Annotated in this window: 19 protein-coding genes; 11 read left to right on the top strand and 8 right to left on the bottom strand. The window is 65.9% G+C overall.

Translation table 11 applies throughout. The annotated features are described in order from the left end of the window. Positions 1-18: 18 nt before the first annotated feature. The 5 genes from AB4118_RS27420 to AB4118_RS27400 all read right to left on the bottom strand — a co-directional run bounded on the left by AB4118_RS27420 (position 19) and on the right by AB4118_RS27400 (position 5,037). Complete coding sequence (locus AB4118_RS27420; RefSeq protein WP_441492713.1) at positions 19-918, bottom strand: glycine betaine ABC transporter substrate-binding protein; 900 nt, start codon at positions 916-918, stop codon at positions 19-21. A gap of 130 nt (positions 919-1,048) precedes the next feature. After that, on the bottom strand, positions 1,049-1,732 hold the full coding sequence (locus AB4118_RS27415) for a DUF1684 domain-containing protein (protein WP_441492712.1): 684 nt from the start codon (positions 1,730-1,732) through the stop codon (positions 1,049-1,051). Positions 1,733-1,983: 251 nt separating this feature from the next. After that, positions 1,984-2,526, bottom strand: coding sequence for a heme utilization cystosolic carrier protein HutX (gene hutX, locus AB4118_RS27410; protein ID WP_441492711.1), 543 nt, complete (start codon positions 2,524-2,526; stop codon positions 1,984-1,986). Positions 2,527-2,537: 11 nt separating this feature from the next. Beyond that, entirely contained in the window at positions 2,538-2,885 is a 348-nt protein-coding gene (gene hmuQ / locus AB4118_RS27405; protein WP_441492710.1) for a heme-degrading protein HmuQ, read from the bottom strand. 79 nt (positions 2,886-2,964) lie between these two features. After that, positions 2,965-5,037, bottom strand: coding sequence for a TonB-dependent hemoglobin/transferrin/lactoferrin family receptor (locus AB4118_RS27400; protein ID WP_441492709.1), 2,073 nt, complete (start codon positions 5,035-5,037; stop codon positions 2,965-2,967). A 301-nt stretch (positions 5,038-5,338) separates the two neighbouring features. Between AB4118_RS27400 and AB4118_RS27395 the strand changes: the two genes are divergently transcribed. The 6 genes from AB4118_RS27395 to AB4118_RS27370 all read left to right on the top strand — a co-directional run bounded on the left by AB4118_RS27395 (position 5,339) and on the right by AB4118_RS27370 (position 11,199). Continuing rightward, a complete protein-coding gene (locus tag AB4118_RS27395; protein WP_441492708.1) occupies positions 5,339-6,295 on the top strand; it encodes a heme/hemin ABC transporter substrate-binding protein in 957 nt (318 codons plus the stop codon). A gap of 26 nt (positions 6,296-6,321) precedes the next feature. Next, entirely contained in the window at positions 6,322-7,401 is a 1,080-nt protein-coding gene (locus tag AB4118_RS27390; protein WP_441492769.1) for a FecCD family ABC transporter permease, read from the top strand. Beyond that, positions 7,394-8,227 (top strand): heme ABC transporter ATP-binding protein, encoded by an 834-nt coding sequence (locus tag AB4118_RS27385; RefSeq protein WP_441492707.1) that lies wholly within the window; start codon positions 7,394-7,396, stop codon positions 8,225-8,227. The genes AB4118_RS27390 and AB4118_RS27385 overlap by 8 nt, the downstream gene beginning before the upstream one ends. 58 nt (positions 8,228-8,285) lie before the next feature. Next, a complete protein-coding gene (locus AB4118_RS27380; protein ID WP_441492706.1) occupies positions 8,286-9,362 on the top strand; it encodes a tryptophan 2,3-dioxygenase family protein in 1,077 nt (358 codons plus the stop codon). Next, positions 9,362-10,540, top strand: a complete 1,179-nt coding sequence (locus tag AB4118_RS27375) for an aminotransferase class V-fold PLP-dependent enzyme (protein ID WP_441492705.1) — start codon at positions 9,362-9,364, stop codon at positions 10,538-10,540. The genes AB4118_RS27380 and AB4118_RS27375 overlap by 1 nt, the downstream gene beginning before the upstream one ends. A gap of 173 nt (positions 10,541-10,713) precedes the next feature. Further along, positions 10,714-11,199 carry a L,D-transpeptidase gene (locus AB4118_RS27370; protein WP_441492768.1) on the top strand — a complete coding sequence of 162 codons (486 nt, stop codon included), beginning with the start codon at positions 10,714-10,716 and terminating at the stop codon, positions 11,197-11,199. Between the two features lie 62 nt (positions 11,200-11,261). Here AB4118_RS27370 and AB4118_RS27365 read toward each other — a convergent pair whose 3' ends face one another. Further along, positions 11,262-12,209, bottom strand: a complete 948-nt coding sequence (locus tag AB4118_RS27365; RefSeq protein WP_441492704.1) for a 2-hydroxyacid dehydrogenase — start codon at positions 12,207-12,209, stop codon at positions 11,262-11,264. A gap of 239 nt (positions 12,210-12,448) precedes the next feature. Between AB4118_RS27365 and AB4118_RS27360 the strand changes: the two genes are divergently transcribed. After that, the gene (locus AB4118_RS27360) at positions 12,449-12,766 is read left to right on the top strand and encodes a DUF2853 family protein (RefSeq protein WP_069878671.1); all 318 of its coding nucleotides are present in this window, start codon (positions 12,449-12,451) and stop codon (positions 12,764-12,766) included. 116 nt (positions 12,767-12,882) lie between these two features. Here the strand turns inward: AB4118_RS27360 and AB4118_RS27355 are convergent, their stop codons facing one another. Together AB4118_RS27355 and AB4118_RS27350 are read right to left on the bottom strand one after the other, a co-directional pair. Beyond that, a complete protein-coding gene (locus tag AB4118_RS27355; protein ID WP_441492703.1) occupies positions 12,883-14,184 on the bottom strand; it encodes a class I SAM-dependent methyltransferase in 1,302 nt (433 codons plus the stop codon). 64 nt (positions 14,185-14,248) lie between these two features. Next, the gene (locus AB4118_RS27350; RefSeq protein ID WP_441492702.1) at positions 14,249-14,518 is read right to left on the bottom strand and encodes a DUF1674 domain-containing protein; all 270 of its coding nucleotides are present in this window, start codon (positions 14,516-14,518) and stop codon (positions 14,249-14,251) included. Between the two features lie 113 nt (positions 14,519-14,631). Here AB4118_RS27350 and htpX point away from each other — a divergent pair, with 113 nt between their 5' ends. The 4 genes from htpX to purH all read left to right on the top strand — a co-directional run bounded on the left by htpX (position 14,632) and on the right by purH (position 20,414). Next, positions 14,632-15,558, top strand: coding sequence for a zinc metalloprotease HtpX (gene htpX / locus AB4118_RS27345; RefSeq protein WP_441492701.1), 927 nt, complete (start codon positions 14,632-14,634; stop codon positions 15,556-15,558). 1 nt (position 15,559) lies between these two features. Continuing rightward, positions 15,560-16,921, top strand: coding sequence for an RsmB/NOP family class I SAM-dependent RNA methyltransferase (locus tag AB4118_RS27340; RefSeq protein ID WP_441492700.1), 1,362 nt, complete (start codon positions 15,560-15,562; stop codon positions 16,919-16,921). A gap of 72 nt (positions 16,922-16,993) precedes the next feature. Beyond that, entirely contained in the window at positions 16,994-18,721 is a 1,728-nt protein-coding gene (locus tag AB4118_RS27335; protein ID WP_441492699.1) for a heparinase II/III family protein, read from the top strand. A 100-nt stretch (positions 18,722-18,821) separates the two neighbouring features. After that, the gene (purH, locus tag AB4118_RS27330) at positions 18,822-20,414 is read left to right on the top strand and encodes a bifunctional phosphoribosylaminoimidazolecarboxamide formyltransferase/IMP cyclohydrolase (protein WP_441492698.1); all 1,593 of its coding nucleotides are present in this window, start codon (positions 18,822-18,824) and stop codon (positions 20,412-20,414) included. The last annotated feature ends 21 nt before the right edge of the window (positions 20,415-20,435 follow it).

The following is a 20,435-nucleotide window of genomic DNA, read 5'->3' as shown; positions in this document are numbered from 1 at the left end:
ATCCGCAGACCGCCCGCCTTAGCGGACAAGACCCTTGGCTTTCAGGAAGGCGGCGGCGACGACGCGCGGCTCCTTCTTGTCGACCTCGACCTGTCGGTTCAGCTCCTGCATCGTCGCATTGTCGAGCGCCGCCCCGACCTTCTCGAGGATCTCGACGACCTTGGCATTGCCGGCAATCTCCTGACGCACGACCGGGGCGAGGAAATAGGGCGGGAACAGCGACTTGTCGTCGTCCAGGGCTACGAACTTCTCCGCCGCGATCTGCCAGTCAGTGGAGAAGCCGTTGGCGATGTCGACCTGCTTCTGGTTCAGCGCCTCGTAGCGCAGCCGGAGCGCAGCGAACTGCTTGAACTCGGCAAACTCGGCGCCATAAACCTCCTTGAGACCCGCGATGCCATCACGGCGGTCGACGAATTCGGTACCGGCACCGAGCCGGAGCTTGGACGAGACCTTGCCGAGATCTGTCAGGGTCTTGAGGTTGTATTCCTTCGCCGTCTCCGGCCGCACCACGATGGCATAGCCGTTATTGATGCCGGAAGGCTTCAGCCAGGTCAGGTTGAACTCCTTCTCGTAGAAGGCCTTGACCATGCCGCGCACCTTCTCCGGGTCGGTTTCGGTCACGCCCTGGGCCTTCATCACGGCGTTGAGGCCGGTCCCGGTATATTCCGGATAGAGATCGATCGCGCCGCTCTTCAGGGCCTCATGCGCCACCAGCGTGCCGCCGAGATTGATCTTGCGCTCGACCTTGAAACCGGCGCCCTCGAGGGCCGCGGCATAGAGCTCGGCAACGATGAACTGCTCGGTGAAATTCTTGGAACCGATCTTGATCGTCTGGGCCGCTGCCGCCGACAGCCCGACCAGGATCATGGCGGCAACAGTACAGACCGTCTTCGCGAAGCGCATGCTGACAAGTTTCATGGCTGCCTCCTGTGATGGCTCAAGGGGTTAGCTAACGAGGGATCGAACAGCGATGCAAGTTTTGGGCTCGCGAAGGAGAAAAGCGCCTTCGCGATTCCGGTCCCGGAGAACGAACGCCCCGGGCAAGCGCTCAACTGAGGGGATTTCGTTCGCCCGCGCGGATGGCGGCGGGCAGGCGATTCTCGATGGGCGACAAAGGGCAGACCCAGGCCTCGGAATAGGCGCAGGACGGGTAATAGGCGAAATTGAAGTCGAGGATCGTACGCCCCTGCGAAGTCGCGCCGAGATCAGCGCTCTTGATCGTGTCGAGCAGGTAGCGGCCGCCGGCAAAGGTCTCCTCGCCATTGCTCGCATCGCCGAAGGGCAGGAAGGTCCCGCCGCCATAACCCTCGATCCAGTAAAGCGTCAGCTCCCGACCGAGCGCGCCCTCCAATCCGTCGGTCAGCGCGTAGGGCCGGAGCACCATGGCGCCGTCCTTTCCGGCTTCGACCCGAATGGTTTCACGCCCGATCGCGGGCCGGAGGCCGACCTCGAAGCGCAGCGCCGGATCGTAGGAGAAATAGCGGATGCCCCTGAAGCGCTGCCGCCGAGCGGCCGCAAGCGGCGACTGCCGATGCTCGCGAAACAACCGGTCGCGTACGCTTCGCCACTGCGCCCAGCCCGCTTCAGACGGCATCGCCCGGACCGCTGCGTAGAGATCGGCCACCTGCCGACGCCAATCCTGGAGCGAGGCCATGTTCTCGAGTACCGCGCTCGCAGACAGGCGAGCCCCTGATCTGGTGGATTCCGCTCCGGCAATGATCTGGTTTTTCATGGAGTGCAGCCTTCGGTTCGACTGAACGGGATCGCTTAGGCACGAGAACCGCCGCCGCCGGTCAACGCGTCAGTGACGCAGGCGTTCCCACATCGTCCATTGTGCCGATCATCCTGTCAGGCCGTGTCAGCGTTCCGGGCGGTGCCAGCAAAAATCGTCGCGTCGAGGCACAAAGCCAAGGCCAATGAAGAACGCCGCCGTCACGAGATCGCGACGACGGCGTTGAACTGGCGGATCGGAAGCCCGAGCTGTCAGGAAAATTGCGTCTTCAGGCCTTCGAAGAGCGCAACCTGCTCGGCAATCAGCGCACGCTTCTCGTCGCGCCGCACGAAGACCTTGAACATCGCTTCGCCGGCAGCATTGAAGAACTGGACCGAGCAGGAGCGGCGGCCATGGAACTGTCGATCGACCAGATAGATCGCCGTGCAGTTGCCTGCCTTGATATGTCCGCCGATCGGGCTGTCGCCATGAATGTTGTAGTAGCCATGGCCGAAGGAGCCGACGGGCAGCGAGCCTTCACATTCCAGCACGATATCGGCGGTGTGGACGATGAAGAGCACCTCGCCCCAGGTCGAGAGCGCCTGCCACAGAGCCTCGAAGCGCTCGGCATCGATGAAATGGCGCTGGTCGGCCGGCGCTGCCTCGAGCACCGCGAGCGTCGGCACGCCGACCTCGCGGGCGATGGCCTCGATCACGCCATCCGGCTTGGCTGCCAGCGCCTGCCTGACGCGCTCCATCGGGTCTGTCTGTGACGGGTCCTGGACCGCCGCTGCACTCGCCTGCGAGATCGACATGCCGTCCTCCCTCACTCTGCCGCCTGGCGGGGCAAATGCGGATTGGCCTCGCTGAGCACCGTCTCGAAACCTTCGAATTCGGGATGCCCGAGATACATCGGCGTAGCCCTGGGCTGGCCGGCATTGCGGTGTGATTCACGGAACTGGTCGGACTTCGTCCAGGCCGTGAAATCCTCCTTCGAGGCCCAGGTCGTGTGCGAGGAATAGAGGGTATGGTCTTCCTTCTCCGGCCCCTTGAGCAAATGGAAGGCGATGAAGCCGCTCATCTCGTCGAGGCGGGTCTTGCGTGAGGACCAGACCGTCTCAAAAGCGGCCTCCTCTCCCTTGACGACCTTGAAGCGATTCATGGCGATGAACATGGGTGTTTTCCTCAGTTGGCTGGCTGTTGGCTGGCTTGGTTGAACGGGAAGCGGGCAGTGCCTGGCGGCATTGCAGTCCTCATGTGCCGAAGCGCGTCGAGAAGCCGATCTTGCCGACGAAGCCCGGGCTGTTGTCACCGTCGCGGTAGCGGCGATAGCGAACGTCGCCGACATTCTCGAGCGAGAGATAGGCGCGGGCATCCGGCGTGATCTTGTAGTCGGCGTAGAGATCGACCAGCGCATAGGCCTTGCTCGCGAGCACCTGCGATCCAGGCGGCAGGCGCTTTTGATCGTCGACCAGCGTCAGCCGGGCGCCCACCGTCAGCTTCTCCTCGAAGAAGCGCAAACCGCCATTGAGGACCAGCTTGTCGGGATAGATCGACTCCAGAGGCTGGTTCAGCGTCCTGTTGTCGCCGCGGATGGTCGAGCCGGCAAGGGTCATGAACCAGCGCTTCGCGTCGTAGCCGAGTTCGGCCTCGAAGCCGGTGATGCGCGCCTTGGCAACGTTCTGGTACGAGAAGAAGGCATCGTTGCAGGCGCCCGGGATCGGCGCGCCGCAGGGAGCACCGGGATCGACGAAGATACCGTCGATATAGTTCTTCACGTCGTTCCTGTAGACGGCGAGCTTGCCGCGGAAGCGGTCGCCCTCGCTCAGGATGTCGTCATATTTCAGATTGACGCCGGCCTCGAGCGTCTTGCCCACTTCCGGCTTCAGGTTCGGATTCGGCCGGAAGATGAAGCTGGCGGGAGCCGGATGCGGCCCGTCTACCAGCGTCTCGGTCACCGACGGCGCCCGATAGCCCTCCGCATAGGTGCCATAGACCTGCAGGCCCTGCAGCGGCGTGACGCCGAGCGTCAGCTTGGGCGAGATGCGGTTGCCATCCGAAGAGGTGCGACCGCCGCTGAGCTCATAGGCGTCGTAGCGCAGCGCGCCGATCAGGTCGAAGATCGAATACTTGACGTGGCTCTGCACGAAGCCGCCATAGACGCTGCGCTTGCCGGACGGCGTCGTCTCGTCGCCATTGCTGACCGGATCGCTGGTCCTGACGCGATCCTCGAACCAGTCCGCGCCGTAAGTCAGATTCAGCGCTACCGCGCCGAGATCGAATTTCGAGGTGTTGTAGATGTCGAACCCCGTGGTCTGGACCTTGAAATAGCGCTTCGCGCCCAGGGCCGCGCCCGTACCCGAGATCTGGGTCTGGTCTGTATCCGTCGAGGTCGAATACGCACCGATGTTCAGGTTCAGCCACGGGATGTCGGGCCGCGAGAAGCTGTAGCGCGCCGTGTAGTTCTGCGTCGTGACCTCGTTGTCGCGACGCGGGGCCGTGGGGGTTCCGACACCGTTGGAGAAATCGTAACGCTGGTACTGGCCGCCGAGCTTGAGCTCCTGGCCTTCGCCGGGCGTGATCACGATCTTGCCGAGACCTGAAACCAGGTCCTGCCCGCTATCGGCGATCTTGGTGCCGTTGCCGTCGCGATAGGGATTGAGTGAGCGGAAGGAAAGCCCGACCAGGCCCGCGACGACGTCATTTGGCCGGAAGGCGCCGATGGCATTGCCGAAGACGCCGGTCTGGCGAGCGAACACGCCGGTACCGCCGATCTCGGCCGCGGCGCGCTCGCCGGGCCTCAGAATGTCCTTGGGATCGACCGTCTCGAAGGACACGACACCACCGATCGCGCCTGATCCATAGATGTTGGCAACCGGGCCGCGCGTCACGTCGATGACACGCACGAAGGAGGGATCGAGGAAGAAGGCGCCATTGGCGTTATGGCCCGAACGCTGGAAATTCTGGCGCGCGCCGTCGACCGTCACCGCGACGCGGCCGAAATCCTGCAGGCCACGAATATTGATCGCGGTCGCGGGGTCGTTCGGGTTTTCCTGCGTCGAGACGCTGGGCATCTGGTTGAGGAGGGTCCCGAGCCTTTGCGGCTGCTGCGAACGGATCTCGTTGCGCGTCATCACAGAGACCGAGGCCAGCGCGTCGATCGCGCGCTCTTCCTGCTTGCTCGCCGTCACGGTGATCTCGTCCAGCGCAATCGGCGTAGCAGCGGAGGCTGGCGCCGGTTGGGATTGAGCATGAGCGCCGAGCGACCATAGCGCGATGGCAGCCACGGAAACGGAAGCGCGCAACAGCGCGGCGTGAGAATTCATACGTCCAGCCCCGAACCTGACCTGAAGATTTTGCAGCGACTGGCTGGCTGGACGCGGGCTGCGTGTGGCTGGCTGGCGCGGGCGGTCGCACCGTCCCGGCGCGCCGCTCTTGACCCTTTGTAGTAAAGCTGAATATCACCGTCAACAACGCTTAAGCTTTATCCTTCCTTAGAATAATTAAAAACTGACAACTGCTTTAGATCACCTTTAGACGACGAGATGTCGCGCACTCTTGGCTAGACGAGATCGATTCCGATCCCATCTTCCATTGACGCGCAACCCGTGAAGCGGAGAGACCATCATGCCAAGCCCCCTGGCGCCTTCAAGGCCGCTCGGCGCACGGCCCCATCGACGCGAACTGAGCGCCGCGATCGGACTGACCTTTCTGGCCGCCGCCGGCCTCTTTGCCCCGTCCATGCTCCCCAGCCCGGCCCAGGCACAAACTCCGGATCGCATCGTCGCGGTCGGCGGCGTGATCACCGAGGTGCTCTATGCACTCGGCCTGCAGGACCGGATCATCGGTGTCGACACCACCAGCCAGTTCCCCCCCGAGGCCCTGCGCGACAAGGCCAGCGTCGGCTATGTCCGCGCACTTTCGGCCGAAGGTGTGCTCTCCCTCAAGCCTTCGCTGGTTATTGCCCTCGAGGGCGCCGGACCTCCCGGAGCGGTATCGCTGCTCAACGAGGCCGGGCTGCGCCTCGCCAGCATCCCGGAAGACAACTCGCCTGATGGCGTCGTCACCAAGATCCAGGCGATTGGCGCCGTCGCAGGTGCGGCCGAACCCGCGGCGCGCCTCGCGCAGCAGACGAAGCTGCGTTTCGACGAACTTCAGACGCTGCGCTCCGGCCTGCCGGCCAAGAAGCGCGTGCTCTTCGTCCTGTCGCTCCAGAACGGCCGCGTGCTGGTCGGCGGCCGCAACAGTTCGGCCGATGCGATCATCCAGATGGCCGGCGGCGTCAACGCCGCGACTGCGGTCGAGGGCTTCAAACCCCTGAACGACGAGGCCATCATCGCGGCCGCCCCCGACGTGATCCTGATGATGCGCAACAGCAGCAGCCATAATGCATCGCCGGAGGAGGTATTCGCCATGCCGACCTTCTCGCAGACCCCGGCCGCGGCGAAGATGGCGCTGGTCAGGATGGATGGCCTCTACCTGCTCGGCTTCGGGCCGCGCACACCGGCGGCAGCCCGCGACCTGATGGCAGCGCTCTACCCCGAGGCCGCGATCCCGCCGCTCAAGACCGCCGCTGCACCATGAGCCTCGCCGTCCGTCCAGCCGACACGATGGCCACGGCCGCGCTCGCCAGCTTCGCAGCCGGACAACGGCGGCAGGCCGTTCTGGTCATCGTCGGCCTTGTTCTGCTCTGCGGCCTGTTGATGATCGTGGCCGTCGGGCAAGGTGCGTTCTCGATTCCGCCTGGCCGGGTCGCCGAGATCCTCTGGGCCAGGCTGACAGGCGAGACCGCCCTGCTGGAAGGGCGCGACGCGCTCGTCGTCCTCAATATCCGCCTCCCGCGCGTGCTGCTCGGCGCCCTCGTTGGCGCCGCACTCGCGATTTCCGGAGCCCTGATGCAAGGGCTCTTCCGCAATCCGCTCGCGGATCCCGGCCTCGTCGGGGTCTCCGCCGGCTCCGGCCTGGCAGCGGCTGCGACCATCGTGCTCGGTGACCGCCTTCTCGCCGGCCTGACGATGAAGCTGCCCTTTGCAGCCCTCCCGTTCGGCGCTTTCTGCGGCGGCCTGATTTCGACGCTGACCCTCTATCTCATTGCGACCCGCCAGGGTCGGACCTCGGTCGCGACCATGCTGCTCGCCGGTGTCGCGCTCGGCGCGCTTGCCGGCGCGCTGACCGGCGTCCTCGCCTTCATTTCCGACGACCGACAGCTGCGCGACCTGACCTTCTGGTCGCTCGGCAGCCTTGGCGGCGCGAGTTGGACCAAGCTCGTGGTCATCGCGCCCATCGTCCTGCCGCTGCTGCTGGCGGTGCCCCTCCTGGCCCGCGGGCTGAACGCTTTGATGCTCGGAGAGGCCGAAGCCTACCATCTCGGCATCCCGATCCAGCGCATCAAGGCGCTGGCGATCCTGCTCGTGGCCCTGGCCGTCGGCGCCAGCGTCGCCTCGGCCGGCGTGATCGGCTTCGTCGGCATCGTCGTGCCGCATCTGATCCGCCTCGCCATCGGCCCCGATCACCGGCTGTTGCTGCCGCTCTCGGCGCTCGGCGGAGCAACGCTTCTCGTCGCCGCAGATATCGTCGCGCGCCTGATCGTCGCCCCGGCCGAATTGCCGATCGGCATCGTCACTGCAGCACTCGGCGCGCCCTTCTTCCTGTGGCTCCTGCTGCGTCGCGCGGATGGTCTCGATGTCTGAGCCGATCAACAACGAGCCGATCCTGTCAGGCCGGTCCCTGAGCTTCATGGCCAGCGGGCGCGCGCTGGTCAGCGAGGCTTCGCTCGATCTCAAACCGGGCAAGACCACGATCCTGATCGGCCCCAACGGCGCCGGCAAATCGACCCTGCTCAAGCTGGTCACCGGCGAACTGAAGCCTGCCAATGGCGAGGTCCTGCTCGACGGCGAGCGCCTCTCCGCGATCCCGTCCTGGCGCCTGGCCTGCCAGCGGGCCGTGATGGCGCAGCACACGCGGCTCGCCTTTCCCTTCAGCGTCTATGAGGTCGCACGCCTCGGCGTGGACGGTGTCGGGCGCGCCTTGTCGCGTCAGCGCCGCGAAGCCCTCGTCGGCGAATGCCTAGCCTCGGCCGGCGTCGCCGAGCTCGCCGCGCGGCGTTATCAGACCTTGTCGGGTGGCGAGCAGCAGCGCGTGCAGTTCGCCCGCGTGCTCTGCCAACTCGAGGCCGGTCGCAGCGTCGCTGCGCGGCAGACCCTCTTCCTCGACGAGCCGATCGCCAGCCTCGACCTCTGCCATCAGCTCGCCCTGCTCGATATGGCACGCGCGATTGCGGCCCGCGGCGTGGCGGTGCTGATCGTGCTCCACGATATCAATCTCGCCGTGACCTATGCCGACCACCTCGTCGTGATGGACCGCGGCCGCATCGTCGCCCAGGGGGCGCCGGCAGCAACGCTGGATGACGCCTTGCTGCGCAATGTCTTCAAGGTCGACCTCAGCTTCAGCCGCGCGCCCGCCGCCGGCCTGCCCTTCCTCCTGCCCCAGCAGCACCGCCCCAACGCAGCCGCTTGATCCCCCGGAGCGGTTATTTTAAGCTTGAAATAATTGCTCCGAACCGGGGTCCGCGATCATGTCCGCTTCACCGCGCAGATTGTCCTACGGACGTTATCTTCAGGTCGACGATCTGCTGGCCTGCCAGACCCTGGAGAGCGTGAAGGCCGGCACGCCGGCCCATGACGAGATGCTCTTCATCATCGTCCATCAGGCCTATGAGCTCTGGTTCAAGCAAATCCTGCATGAGCTCGACCGCATCCAGCTCGACTTCTCGGCGAGCCCGGTCGCCGACGAGAATCTTGGCCGCATCGTCGCGGGCCTCGGCCGCATTCATGAGATCCTGAAGCTTCTGGTGGGCCAGCTCGACGTCCTGGAGACGATGACGCCCGCCGGCTTCCTCGAATTCCGCGACCTGTTGACCCCGGCCTCGGGTTTCCAGTCCGTGCAGTTCCGGCTGATCGAGAGCCGTCTCGGTCTCGCCGATACGCTCCGTCTCCGGATCGACGATCAGAGCATGCGCGAACGCCTCGCGCCCGAGGATCGTGCCAAACTCGACGCCGAGCATAGACCGTCCCTGCTATCTCAGCTTGACGCCTGGCTCGCGCGCACGCCCTTCGTCGCACTTGGCGACTACAGTTTCCGTGAAAGCTATCGTGCCGCCGTGACCGCGGCGCTGCAGCGCGATGCGCGCAGCGTCGGCACCGATCCGTCCCTGCCGGAAGCGCAGCGCCAGGCCGATGCCGCCGCGATCGAAACGGCGCTCGCCCGCTTCCAGGCCCTGTTCGAGCCGGACGCCGCCGGCACGACCTGGCACATGTCGGCGCGCGCGATCGAAGCAGCCCTGTTCATCGCGCTCTATCGCGACATGCCCGTGCTGCAGCTGCCCTTCCGGCTCCTGCAAAACCTGATGGACATCGACGAAAGCCTGACGCTCTGGCGCCTGCGCCATGCGCTCATGGTCGAGCGCATGATCGGCGTCCGGCCCGGCACCGGCGGCTCCTCGGGCTCGGGTTATTTACGCGCCACGGCCGAGAAGCACCGCATCTTCATCGACCTCTTCCATCTCTCCAGTTATCTGCTCGCCGCCCGGGACCTGCCGGCCCTGCCCGAGGGGGTACGCCGGCGCATGGGCTTCAGCTACGGGGCCGCCTGATGCACGGCGACTGGACAGCTCATTTCAGCCGTTTCCGCAACGCGGCACCGGAGCGGATCAACCTCGCGGCGCATAGCCATCACGACTGGCCCGATGTCAGTTTCGCGGCGCAGGAACAGGCCTGGACCGACGCCGCCCGCCTCGCAGGCCATAAATGGAGCCTCGTCTTCGGCGAGCTGATTCCGGCGGTTCAGGCCGGCATCGCCCGCGAGCTCCGGCTTCCCGATCCGTTGAGCATCGCCTTTGCGCCGAACACCCACGAATTCCTGCGTCGCCTCCTCTCCTGCCTGCCAGCCGACCGCACCCCTCGCATACTGACCACGAGCGCCGAATTCCACACGGCTCGGCGGCAGCTCGCCCGACTGGCCGAAGAGCGACTGATCCAGCTCGACGAGATCGCCGCAGAGCCCTTCGCGACATTTCACGAGCGCCTCCGGACGGCGATCATCGCCGGTGGCCACGACCTGATCTATGTCAGCCAGGTCCTGTTCAATTCGGGAGCGACCTCAGGTGATCTCGCAGCGCTTGCCGGCGCAGTACCGTCCGAGGAAACCCTGGTCGCGATCGACGGCTATCACGGCTACCTCGCCCTGCCGACCGACCTTTCGGCGATTGCGGACCGCGTCTTCTACATCGCCGGAGGCTATAAATACGCGATGGCCGGCGAGGGCTGCTGCTTCATGCACTGCCCGCCAGGTTATGGCCCGCGCCCGCGCGACACCAGCTGGTTTGCAGCCTTCGGCGCGCTCGCGGCTCCGCCCGGCAGCAGTGTCGGCTACTCCGCCGATGGCGGTCGCTTCCTCGGCGCCACCTTCGATCCCAGCGGGCTCTATCGCATGCGAGCCGTGCTGGCATGGCTGCAGGCCAACAGTCTCGCTGCGCATCACGTCCACGAGCACGCCATCTCCCTGATGCGGCAGTTCCTCTCCGGCCTCGATATGCTGACAATTCCCTGGCTATCCCCGGCGCAGCTGATCACGCCCGTTGGCAATCCTGCGGCACATGGCAATTTCCTCGCCTTCCGCACCACGGGAGCCGGAGCGCTGGAGGCGGCACTGGCGAGGCACGGCATGGCCACGGACCATCGCGGCGACGTGCTTCGGTTCGGCTTTGGACTGGCGCTGTCGGACGGAGATGTGGCCGAGGCTCTCGATCGGATGAAGGCCCTGAACGCCTGATCGAAATCATCGGAATGATCGATTTTACGCCGGATTCATCGTGAATCCAGGCTTCACCATATCGCTCAACCGCCGGTTCACGGTCGCAGCGCCACATCTCCCGCAGAACCCGAAGCGGGAGATGAACCGTGACCAGACGCCTCGCCCCCATCGACCTGCTACTTGCAGGCGCGATGTCCCTGCTGGCCCTTGCCTTCGCCGGCCGCCCCGCGCTCGCCCGCGAACTCGTCCAGTTCCAGGACCAGCGCTACTACCCAGGCACGATCGTGATCCGCACCGGCCAGCGCAGCCTCTATTTCGTCACGGCGCCTGGTGAGGCGATCCGCTACCAGATCGCCGTCGGCAAAGCCGGCAAGCAATGGCGCGGCGTCAAATATGTCGAGGAACTCGCAGTCGAGCCAGCCTGGAGTCCTCCGGCCGAGGTCAAGCGCGCCCAGCCGAACCTGCCCAACGTCATCGCCGGCGGCTCGCCCCGCAATCCGATGGGGGCCCGCGTCATCGGTCTCGGGCCGGGTGGTGAATACGCCATCCACGGCACCAACGCGCCGGGCACGATCGGAACGGCGGCCTCCTTTGGCTGCTTCCGGATGCACAACCCCGACGTGATCGATCTCTATGCCCGCGTCCGCATGGGCACGCCTGTGGTGGTCCTGCCTTAGATTATCTCGGGTGATTGCATCGGCTGCCCCGAAAACCGCAATCCACTTTTCGGACTAAAGCTTCAGAGGGCAACCGGCGACAATAATGGCTTTCCGGAAAAGAAGGCCGCGAGGTTGCCGATGAGCAAATCCTGCTGGGCATGCTGCGCCGATTCCGCGTTGGCGCCGATATGGGGCGTCAGCACCGCATTCTCGCAGGCCCGCAACCGCTCGGAGACATGCGGCTCGTTCTCGTAGACATCGAGCGCCGCACCCGCGATCACGCCCGCCTCGAGCGCGTCGCATAGCGCAGACTCGTCCACGGCGATGCCGCGCGAGATATTGACGAGATGCGCTTGCGGACCGAGCGCCTTCAGTACCTCCGCGTTGATCGCGTAGCGGTTCTCGGCACTGGCACGCACCGAAACGACCAGCAGGTCCGCCCAGTGAGCCAGCCCGAGCAGGCTGTCGTGATAGAGATAGGGCAGGTCTGCGCGCGGCGACCGATTATGGTAGCCAATCGTCATGTCGAAGGCCGCAGCGCGACTGGCAATGCGAGCACCAATGGCGCCAAGTCCGTAAATGCCCAGCTTGCGACCAGCCAGTCCAGGCACATGCGCCATCCGCGCGACCGCATTGCCTTGCCATCGTCCGGCGCGCAGGAACCGGTCTCCGCTATTGATCTGCCGCGCGCTGGCCAGGAGCAGGCCCATGGCAAATTCCGCGACGCTTGTCGCGTTGCTGTCGGCGGCATTGCTCAGCAGGATGCCGCGCTCCTTGGCGCGCACCCGGTCGACCCCCTCGAAACCCGTGCCGTAGCACGCGATCAACCGCAGCTTCGGCAGGGCATCGATCAACGCCGCATCCGTCTTGTGGCTGCCGATGGTCAGGAGAGCCTGAACCTCCTCGGCCCCTGCTGGCAACGCATCCGGAGCTGAGCGCGCCATCGGGCCAAGCAATGTGTAGCTTTCGTTCAGACGCGCGACGAGCCGATCAGGCAGGCGCGGCGCCATGAGGATGGTCGGCTTCATCAGGAATCAAGCTCCATGGCGGTGTTGCATCGCAACATCGAACGGCAGCTTGCTCAACCCGTTTCGGAGCGGGGACCGCCATCTCGCCGACGCAATGCAACCGCTCTGAACGCCTCGCCGAAAAAGGCCAACATCGCCTAGCGTAACCTCTCGCCTGCGACAAAGAAGCGCGTTAACGTTTGCTTGCACGACTTCAATCGCGCTCGGGCCTGAAGCACCGAGCCCAACAGGGGCTATCGATGGATCATCTCGCCGACGTCAAGAAATACGCCAGGAAGGCCGTCAACGAAGCTGCCTTTGCCGGTATGTCCAAATCCTACGCGCTCGTCATGGGCAAGCCCGACACCCGCTTCGTCGCCTGCACGGATCCGGCCGAATTGGAGCGTGTCCGCGAGAACTTCCTGAAGAAGAAACTCGGTCTCAAGAGCGCCGATCTCGATGCATCCATCAAGGCAACCTGCGAGCATATGAAGGACGACAAGACCAAGTCGCGCCTGACCTTCTACTACCTGCTGGCCGAGCACTACGGGAAGCTGGATCTCTTCGTGAAGAAGTAAGACGCGCCCTGCGCGCATGCCCGGGCTGGCCCCGGGCATCCTGGATCACAAATCTATTCCAGGACGAGATGGTCGGCTCCAGGCCGACCATATTGCCTATCCGCTTCTCGCCACGCTCAGCGATAGAGGTCCGCGCGCGTCAGCGGCAGACCCGATGGTCCCTTGCGCCGCTTCGAGACCAGCGTCTGGTTGATCAGCGCGCCACCGCGCTCGAAGGCGAGCGAACAGCCCGCGAGATAGAGCAGCCACATCCGCGTCCGCTCGGGACCGATCTCCGCCTCGGCCTCGGCCTTGCGTGCATTCAGCCGCTCGAACCATAGCCGCGTCGTGCGCTGGTAATGCTCGCGCCACCCCTCGACATCATGCACCTCGAAGCCATGGCGCTCGAGATTGGCGATCGACATGCCGAGATGGTCGAGTTCACCGCCCGGGAAGATATAGCGCACCAACGCCCGGTACTCGGCCGGCATCTTGTTGAAGGCGCGCTCGGTCTTCTTGGCTCGCCGCGAGATCGTATGGTGCAAATAGAGACCGCGCGGCTTGAGCAGCCGGTTCACCGCCTGGAAATAGGCCGGGTGATTGCGGATGCCGACATGCTCGAACATGCCAATCGAGGAGATCTTGTCGAAGACCCCCTCCATCTCCGTGAAATCCTTGAGATGCAGCGTGACCTTGTCCTGAAGACCGAGTCGCTCGACCTTCTCGCGAGCCAGCGCGAGCTGCTCCTCGGCAAGCGTCACGCCATGTGCCTCGACACCATAATGCTGCGCGGCATGGCAGATCAGCGCGCCCCAGCCGCAGCCGATATCGAGCAGCTTCTCGCCGGGCTGCAGGCGTAGCTTGCGGCAGATCATGTCGAGCTTGTCGCGCTGCGCCCGCTCGAGATCGGTATGATCCTCGGTAAAATAGGCGCAGGTGTAGACCATCTCCTCATCGAGGAAGAGCCGGTAGAACGCGTTCGAAACGTCGTAATGATAGGCGATATTGGCCTTGTTGGTGGCGGGAGCGCCATCGCGGGTGGCCTTGTCGCCCTGCAGGTGCTCGACGGCCTGCGGCGCGGCGCCGGGCGCGAGCAGGAAGCGCCTCACGACATCGAACACCGCCGATTTCGGGATACCGAGCGCCAGCCGCGCGACCTTTCCCTCCGGGCGCGCCGCCGCGAGATCGAAGATCGTTCCGTTCACGATCGCGATCCGGTCGGTGACATGCAGATGCAGCAGCGTGTCGAGCTTCGGCTTGCGGAGCAGCGCTGCAACGGCGCCGGAGTCGCGGATCGCGATCGCAAGGCCGTCCTCAGGCCACTCGGAGGGGATGCGGCTCCCGTCCCATAATGCGAAGCCGAGCTTCAATCCAAGTTTCTGGTGTGCCTCGGTCAGAAGTCGCCGCAAGGCGGCGAGGCGTTTGGTGTCGCGATCCATGCGTGGCCGATCCATCCCCGTCCCGACCTGTTTGACGGCAGGCGTGGGGCTTGGCAACCACCCGTCAGAAATCGCTCGCGATTCCCTTCACTTCCCAGTCGTCGTAGCGCACCGGATCGAGACCACCGCGGCCGTTGAGCTCCTTGTCACGCTTTGCCGCCGCCGCCTTGGCGTCGATCTCGGCGCGTCGCGCCTGTGCTTCGGCCAATGCGCGCTGCGCCGCCGGCGAAAGGCTCCTGGCCCGATCGGTCTCGCTCGTCAGGACCGCGGCTTGATCCTTGGCCGAGGCTTGATCCTTGGCCGAAGTTTGATCCTTGGCAATGTCGTTCGGCATTGGCACAGCGCTCTCTTGCGGGATCGGCATGGTCTTCACCACATAAGGCGCAAATCCGCATTCGGGGAGAGCGAATTCATCATCCCGGACTGCGACCGACAAAGGGGACCAAGATGAACTACGTCCGCACCGGCATCCTGATGGCCGGCCTCACCGCGCTCTTCGCCGTGGTCGGCTATCTGCTCGGCGGCGCGGGCGGCATGCTGATCGCGCTCGGGATCGCCGCCGCGACCAATCTCTACAGCTACTGGAATTCGGATCGGCTCGCGCTCGCCTCCCACAATGCCCATGAGGTCGACGAGCGCAGCGCGCCCGAACTCTATGGCATGGTGCGCGACCTTGCCGCGCGCGCCAACATGCCGATGCCGAGGGTCTACCTGATCGACGAGGAGCAGCCCAACGCCTTCGCCACCGGGCGGAACCCGCAGAACGCAGCCGTCGCCGCGACCACGGGCATCCTGCGCACGCTGAGCTACGATGAGCTCGCCGGCGTGATGGCACACGAGCTTGCCCACATCAAAAATCACGACACCCTGACGATGACCATCACCGCGACCATGGCGGGCGCAATCTCCTCGCTCACCACCTTTGGCATGTTCTTCGGCTCGCGCGAGAACCGGCCGGGATTGCTGGTGCAGATCCTGATTTCGGTGCTCGCGCCGATGGCCGCGATGGTGATCCAGATGGCGATCTCGCGTTCCCGCGAGTACGAGGCGGACCGGCTCGGCGGCGAAATCTGCGGCAATCCGGTCGCGCTCGCGGACGCGCTTGCCAAGATCGCCGGGGGCGTCGCGCATATTCCGAACGAGACGGCGGAGGCCAAGCCTGCTACGGCCCACATGTTCATCATCAATCCCCTGAGCGGACGCGGCATGGATTCTCTGTTTTCGACCCACCCCGACACCGGCAATCGAATCGCCGCCTTGATGGAACAGGCGCGCGCCATGGGTATCGGCCGGGGTCGCAATGCCGGCGGCTTCACCAGCCAGGCCGCACAGAGCCCGTGGAACGGCTCCCACAAGCCCGGCCCGTGGGGCTGAGATGACTGAACAGGACAATTCGCGCGGCAAACCGGCACCGGCTCCCGCCCGGCCAGCCGATGATGCCCCGGGTCTGCCGGCGCGCCGCCTTGCAGCGAACCTGATCGACGAGGTGCTCCGGGCCGGCACCGCGCTCGACGAAACCTATGAACGCATGAGCCCGGCCTTCGGGCTCGACGCCGCCGACGCAGCACTGGCGCGCGCCATCGCCATCACCGCCTTCCGCCGGCTCGGCACGATCCAGCACGCCATCAATGCGCGGCTCGAACGCGGCAGCCCGAAGAATTCGGGCCCGTTCGAGCCGATTCTGGTCGCCGGCGCGGCCCAGATCCTGTTCCTCGACGTGCCGGATCATGCCGCCGTCGATCTCGCGATCCGCCATCTCCACGAGGATGCGCGTTCGGCCCGCTATGTCGCGCTGGGCAATGCGTTGCTGCGCCGGCTTGCCCGCGAGCGCGACGCGATCCTGAACGGAAGCGCCGCCCCCTTTGCCGACACCCCGCCCTGGCTCGCCGAAAGCTGGCGCAGCGCCTATGGCGATGAAACGGCCGCCGCCATCGCAGCAAGCCACGCCGACGAGCCGCCGCTCGATCTGAGCGTGAAGGGTGACGCCGAAGGCTGGGCCGAGAAACTCGGCGGCATCGTGCTGCCGACCGGATCGGTGCGTCTGCGCGAACGCTCGCCGGTGCCGAGCCTGCCTGGCTTCGCGGAAGGCGAATGGTGGGTGCAGGACGCGGCCGCCGCACTGCCGGCGCTGCTGCTGGCGCCCAAGCCGGGCGAACGCATCGCCGATCTCTGCGCCGCCCCGGGCGGAAAGACGGCACAGCTCGCGGCAGCCGGCGCCGCCGTCACCGCAGTCGATCGTTCGGCGCCGCGCTTGCGCCGCCTGCGCGCCAATCTGGAACGGCTCGGGCTCACGGCCGAGATCCTGGCGACCGACGCCGCAAACTGGCAGGCCGAGCCGTTCGACGCGGTTCTGCTCGACGCCCCCTGCAGCGCCACGGGCACGATCCGCCGCCATCCCGATGTCGCCTGGACGAAGACACCCGAGGATCGCGACAAGCTCGCCGCACTCCAGGCCCGGCTGCTCGACGCGGCGGCGCGCCTGACGCGGCCCGGCGGCCGCCTGGTCTACTGCACCTGTTCGCTTGAACCGGAAGAGGGCGAGAACCAGATCGACGCCTTCCTCGCCGCGAACCCGGATTTTGCGCGCGTGCCGATCAAGCCCGAGGAAATCGGCGGCCTCCCTGAGGCGATCAACGCCGCCGGCGACCTTCGTACCTTGCCGCATCAGCTTCGCGGCGAAAGCCCGCGGCTCTCAGGATGGACAGGATTTTACGCAAGCCGTCTGATCAGGCTATGACGAAACCGGGATTCGCAGGGCGCGACCACGTCCTCCGGGACGATTCGCATCGGGACGGGGTGAGCGGGGGCATTGAACGGCTGGACTGAGCGTAGGGGGCTTGCCCAGGCGGCGATCGGTCGGGCTGCGCGGCGTACGCGTGGCCAGTTCGTCGGCGCCGCGCGGAAGCTCTGGCCTTTCGGCCATGTCCAGGCCACCCGTCTGCTCTTTGCTCCGCATGATTTGCGCACCGCCGATCCGACTACGGCCGGCGATATCTATTCCGGGTATTATGCTTTCGCCGGACGCACGCTGAGAACCCATGGCGAATCGCCCTTCGACTGCCAGCCGCCGAGCGAGGGCTGGTCCGAGGCCCTGTACGGCTTCTCCTGGCTTCGGCACATGCGCGCCGCCGATACCGCGATCGCCCGCGCCAATGCGCGCGCGCTGGTCGACGAGTTCATCGACAGGCGGCACGACCGCAGCGAGATCGCAAGGCAGCCGGCTGTCGCCGCGCGTCGACTGATCTCCTTCCTGTCGCATTCGCCGCTCCTTCTCGAGGGCGCAGATCACGCTTTCTACGAGCGCTTCATCCGCCATGTCGGGCGGCTGACGGAGCGGCTGAGGCTGACGCTGTCCGGCGCGGTCGATGGCGCAGCGCGGCTGCAATGCCTGATCGCAGTGACCTTCGCCGCGATCAGCCTCGACGGCCAGGAGCGCCGGCTGAGGCGCGCCGAGGCCGCCCTGTCCGACGAGCTCGACGTCCAGATCCTGCCCGATGGCGGCCATCTCAGCCGCAATCCGCGGCTGATCATCGAGTTGCTGCTCGATCTCCTGCCCCTGCGCGAGACATTCGTCGCGCGCGGGCTCGAACCTCCGCGCAGTGTCCTCATGGCGATCGAGCGGATGATGCCGCATCTGCGGCTGTTCCGGCATGGCGACGGCTCGCTCGCCCTCTTCAACGGCATGGGCATTACCCCGCCCGATCTGATGGCTACGCTCGCGGCCTATGACGACGCCCGCGCGCGGCCGATCGAGCATGCCGCCTATTCCGGCTATGATCGGCTCGGCGCCGGCCGCAGCACCGTGGTGGTCGATGCCGGCGCGGCGCCGCGAGGGGCCAACTCGGTCGAGGCCCATGCAGGTTGCCTGTCCTTCGAGTTCTCAAGCGGCAGCCAGCGCATCATCGTCAATTGCGGCGCCAGCCGTTTCGGACCGCCCGAGCTCCGCTTGGCCGCGCGTAGCACCGCAGCCCATTCCACGGTGATCCTGGCGGAGCGCTCCAGCGCCTCCTTCGGCCTCGTACTCGGTGAACACCGCATCATCGCCGGCCCCTCCGACGTGCGCGTCGCGCGGCAGGACAGCGAGGCAGGCCATGAATGGGTCGCGAGCCATGATGGCTACCACCGCAATCTCGGCGCCCTGCACACCCGCCGCCTGCTGCTCAGCAATGACGGCACGACGCTGACAGGCGAAGACGAGATCGCCCTGCCCAAGGGAACCGAAACCCTGCCGGCCGTGGCACGCTTCCATCTGCACCCCGGTATCCGAACGAGCCTGATCCGCGAGGGCGAAGGCGCCCTGCTCGCGCTGCCATCCGGCGAAGTCTGGGAGTTCGAAGCCTCCGGCCTTGCCGTCACGATCGAGGAAAGCATCTTCCTCGCCGCAGCCGACGGCAAACGGAGAACCGAGCAGTTGACGATCAGCTTCGACGCTGCCGTGACGCCGCAAGTCACCTGGCGCTTGACCCGCGTCGGCACGGCACCGCGGGCAACGCGGTCGCATGAACGGGGCGGACCCGAGGCACAACTGCCGCTTTGACGGCGGGACGCCGCTCCGGACACCGCCCTTTGCATCCAGGGCCCGGCATGATACGGCCCCGCCAAGCCGCCTTCATTGCACTGCACACCGGATTGTCCCGATGCCGACTGAGCTTCGCCGCGTCGAACGCGCCCTTCTTTCCGTCTCCGACAAGACGGGGCTGATCGAATTCGCGCGCGCCCTTCACCGTCTTGGCATCGCGCTGGTTTCGACCGGCGGCACCGCCAAGGCGATCGCCGAGGCCGGCCTGCCCGTCACCGATGTCTCCGATCTCACCGGTTTCCCGGAAATGATGGACGGTCGCGTCAAGACGCTGCACCCCAAGGTGCATGGCGGCCTTCTCGCCATCCGCTCGCATCCCGAGCATCAGGCCTCGATGCTCGGCCACGGCATCGCGCCGATCGACCTGCTCGTCGTCAATCTCTATCCGTTCGAAGCAACCGTCGCCGCCGGCCGCGCCTATGACGACTGCATCGAGAACATCGATATCGGCGGCCCCGCGATGATCCGCGCCGCCGCCAAGAACCACAACGACGTTGCCGTCGTGGTGGACGCGTCGGACTATGCCGCCGTCCTTGGGGAACTCGAGAGCCAGAAGGGCGCGACCACGCTGACGCTGCGCCGCAAGCTCGCCCAGAAGGCCTATGCCCGCACCGCCGCCTATGACGCCGCGATCTCGAACTGGTTCGCCAACGAGCTGGCGGAGACATCCCCGGCCTACCGCGCCCTCGGTGGCGGCCTCGCCGAGACGCTGCGCTACGGCGAGAACCCGCATCAATGGGCCGCGTTCTACCGCACCCCCGAGCAGCGCCCCGGTGTCGCGACTGCCCGCCAGGTCCAGGGCAAGCAGCTCTCCTACAACAACATCAACGACACTGACGCCGCCTTCGAATGCGTCGCCGAGTTCGATCCTGCAGTCTCGGCCGCCTGCGTCATCGTCAAGCACGCCAATCCCTGCGGCGTCGCCAGCGGCAGCTCGCTGCTCGAGGCCTATGAGAAGGCGCTGGCTTGCGACCCGGTCTCGGCCTTCGGCGGCATCGTCGCGCTCAACCGCAGGCTTGATGCCGAGGCGGCACGGAAGATCGTCGAGGTCTTCACCGAAGTGATCATCGCGCCCGAGGCCGATGACGAGGCAATCGCAATGATCGCCGCCAAGAAGAACCTGCGGCTGCTGCTGACCGGCGGCCTGCCCGATCCGCGCGGCGGCGGGCTGTCGCTGCGCACCGTTTCCGGCGGCTTTCTCGCACAGGCTCGGGACAACGCCGTCGTCGACGACATGGAACTGCGGGTCGTGACCAAGCGCGCGCCGAGCGAGGCCGAGCTCGCCGATCTTCGCTTCGCCTTCCGCGTCGCCAAGCACGTCAAGTCGAACGCCATCGTCTACGTGAAGGGTCAGGCGACTGTCGGCATCGGCGCGGGCCAGATGAGCCGCGTCGATTCCTCGCGCATCGCGGCCTGGAAGGCGAGCGAGGCTGCGAAGGCTGCTGGCGTTGCCGAGAGCCTCGCCAAGGGCTCGGTCGTGGCCTCCGACGCCTTCTTCCCCTTCGCCGACGGCCTGCTTGCCGCGGCCGAGGCCGGTGCCACGGCGGTGATCCAGCCCGGCGGCTCGATGCGCGACGACGAAGTGATCAAGGCGGCCGACGAGGCCGGCCTCGCCATGGTCTTCACCGGCCATCGCCACTTCCGCCACTGAGGCGCGGACGCCGCAAGGGCC

The organism is Allobosea sp. 2RAB26, assembly GCF_052115465.1.
Classification (GTDB): domain Bacteria; phylum Pseudomonadota; class Alphaproteobacteria; order Rhizobiales; family Beijerinckiaceae; genus Allobosea.
This window is presented reverse-complemented; position numbering and strand designations above follow the sequence as displayed.

What these genes read in the sequence shown, in the direction of transcription:
- AB4118_RS27370 (WP_441492768.1), top strand. Translation starts at nt 10,714, where the DNA reads ATGTCCCTGCTGGCCCTTGCCTTCGCCGGCCGCCCCGCGCTCGCCCGC.
- AB4118_RS27365 (WP_441492704.1), bottom strand. Translation starts at nt 12,209, where the DNA reads ATGAAGCCGACCATCCTCATGGCGCCGCGCCTGCCTGATCGGCTCGTC.
- AB4118_RS27420 (WP_441492713.1), bottom strand. Translation starts at nt 918, where the DNA reads ATGAAACTTGTCAGCATGCGCTTCGCGAAGACGGTCTGTACTGTTGCC.
- AB4118_RS27360 (WP_069878671.1), top strand. Translation starts at nt 12,449, where the DNA reads ATGGATCATCTCGCCGACGTCAAGAAATACGCCAGGAAGGCCGTCAAC.
- AB4118_RS27400 (WP_441492709.1), bottom strand. Translation starts at nt 5,037, where the DNA reads ATGAATTCTCACGCCGCGCTGTTGCGCGCTTCCGTTTCCGTGGCTGCC.
- AB4118_RS27390 (WP_441492769.1), top strand. Translation starts at nt 6,322, where the DNA reads ATGGCCACGGCCGCGCTCGCCAGCTTCGCAGCCGGACAACGGCGGCAG.
- AB4118_RS27415 (WP_441492712.1), bottom strand. Translation starts at nt 1,732, where the DNA reads ATGAAAAACCAGATCATTGCCGGAGCGGAATCCACCAGATCAGGGGCT.
- AB4118_RS27380 (WP_441492706.1), top strand. Translation starts at nt 8,286, where the DNA reads ATGTCCGCTTCACCGCGCAGATTGTCCTACGGACGTTATCTTCAGGTC.
- AB4118_RS27395 (WP_441492708.1), top strand. Translation starts at nt 5,339, where the DNA reads ATGCCAAGCCCCCTGGCGCCTTCAAGGCCGCTCGGCGCACGGCCCCAT.
- AB4118_RS27340 (WP_441492700.1), top strand. Translation starts at nt 15,560, where the DNA reads ATGACTGAACAGGACAATTCGCGCGGCAAACCGGCACCGGCTCCCGCC.
- hmuQ (WP_441492710.1), bottom strand. Translation starts at nt 2,885, where the DNA reads ATGTTCATCGCCATGAATCGCTTCAAGGTCGTCAAGGGAGAGGAGGCC.
- AB4118_RS27385 (WP_441492707.1), top strand. Translation starts at nt 7,394, where the DNA reads ATGTCTGAGCCGATCAACAACGAGCCGATCCTGTCAGGCCGGTCCCTG.
- AB4118_RS27350 (WP_441492702.1), bottom strand. Translation starts at nt 14,518, where the DNA reads ATGCCGAACGACATTGCCAAGGATCAAACTTCGGCCAAGGATCAAGCC.
- AB4118_RS27375 (WP_441492705.1), top strand. Translation starts at nt 9,362, where the DNA reads ATGCACGGCGACTGGACAGCTCATTTCAGCCGTTTCCGCAACGCGGCA.
- hutX (WP_441492711.1), bottom strand. Translation starts at nt 2,526, where the DNA reads ATGTCGATCTCGCAGGCGAGTGCAGCGGCGGTCCAGGACCCGTCACAG.
- AB4118_RS27355 (WP_441492703.1), bottom strand. Translation starts at nt 14,184, where the DNA reads ATGGATCGCGACACCAAACGCCTCGCCGCCTTGCGGCGACTTCTGACC.
- htpX (WP_441492701.1), top strand. Translation starts at nt 14,632, where the DNA reads ATGAACTACGTCCGCACCGGCATCCTGATGGCCGGCCTCACCGCGCTC.
- purH (WP_441492698.1), top strand. Translation starts at nt 18,822, where the DNA reads ATGCCGACTGAGCTTCGCCGCGTCGAACGCGCCCTTCTTTCCGTCTCC.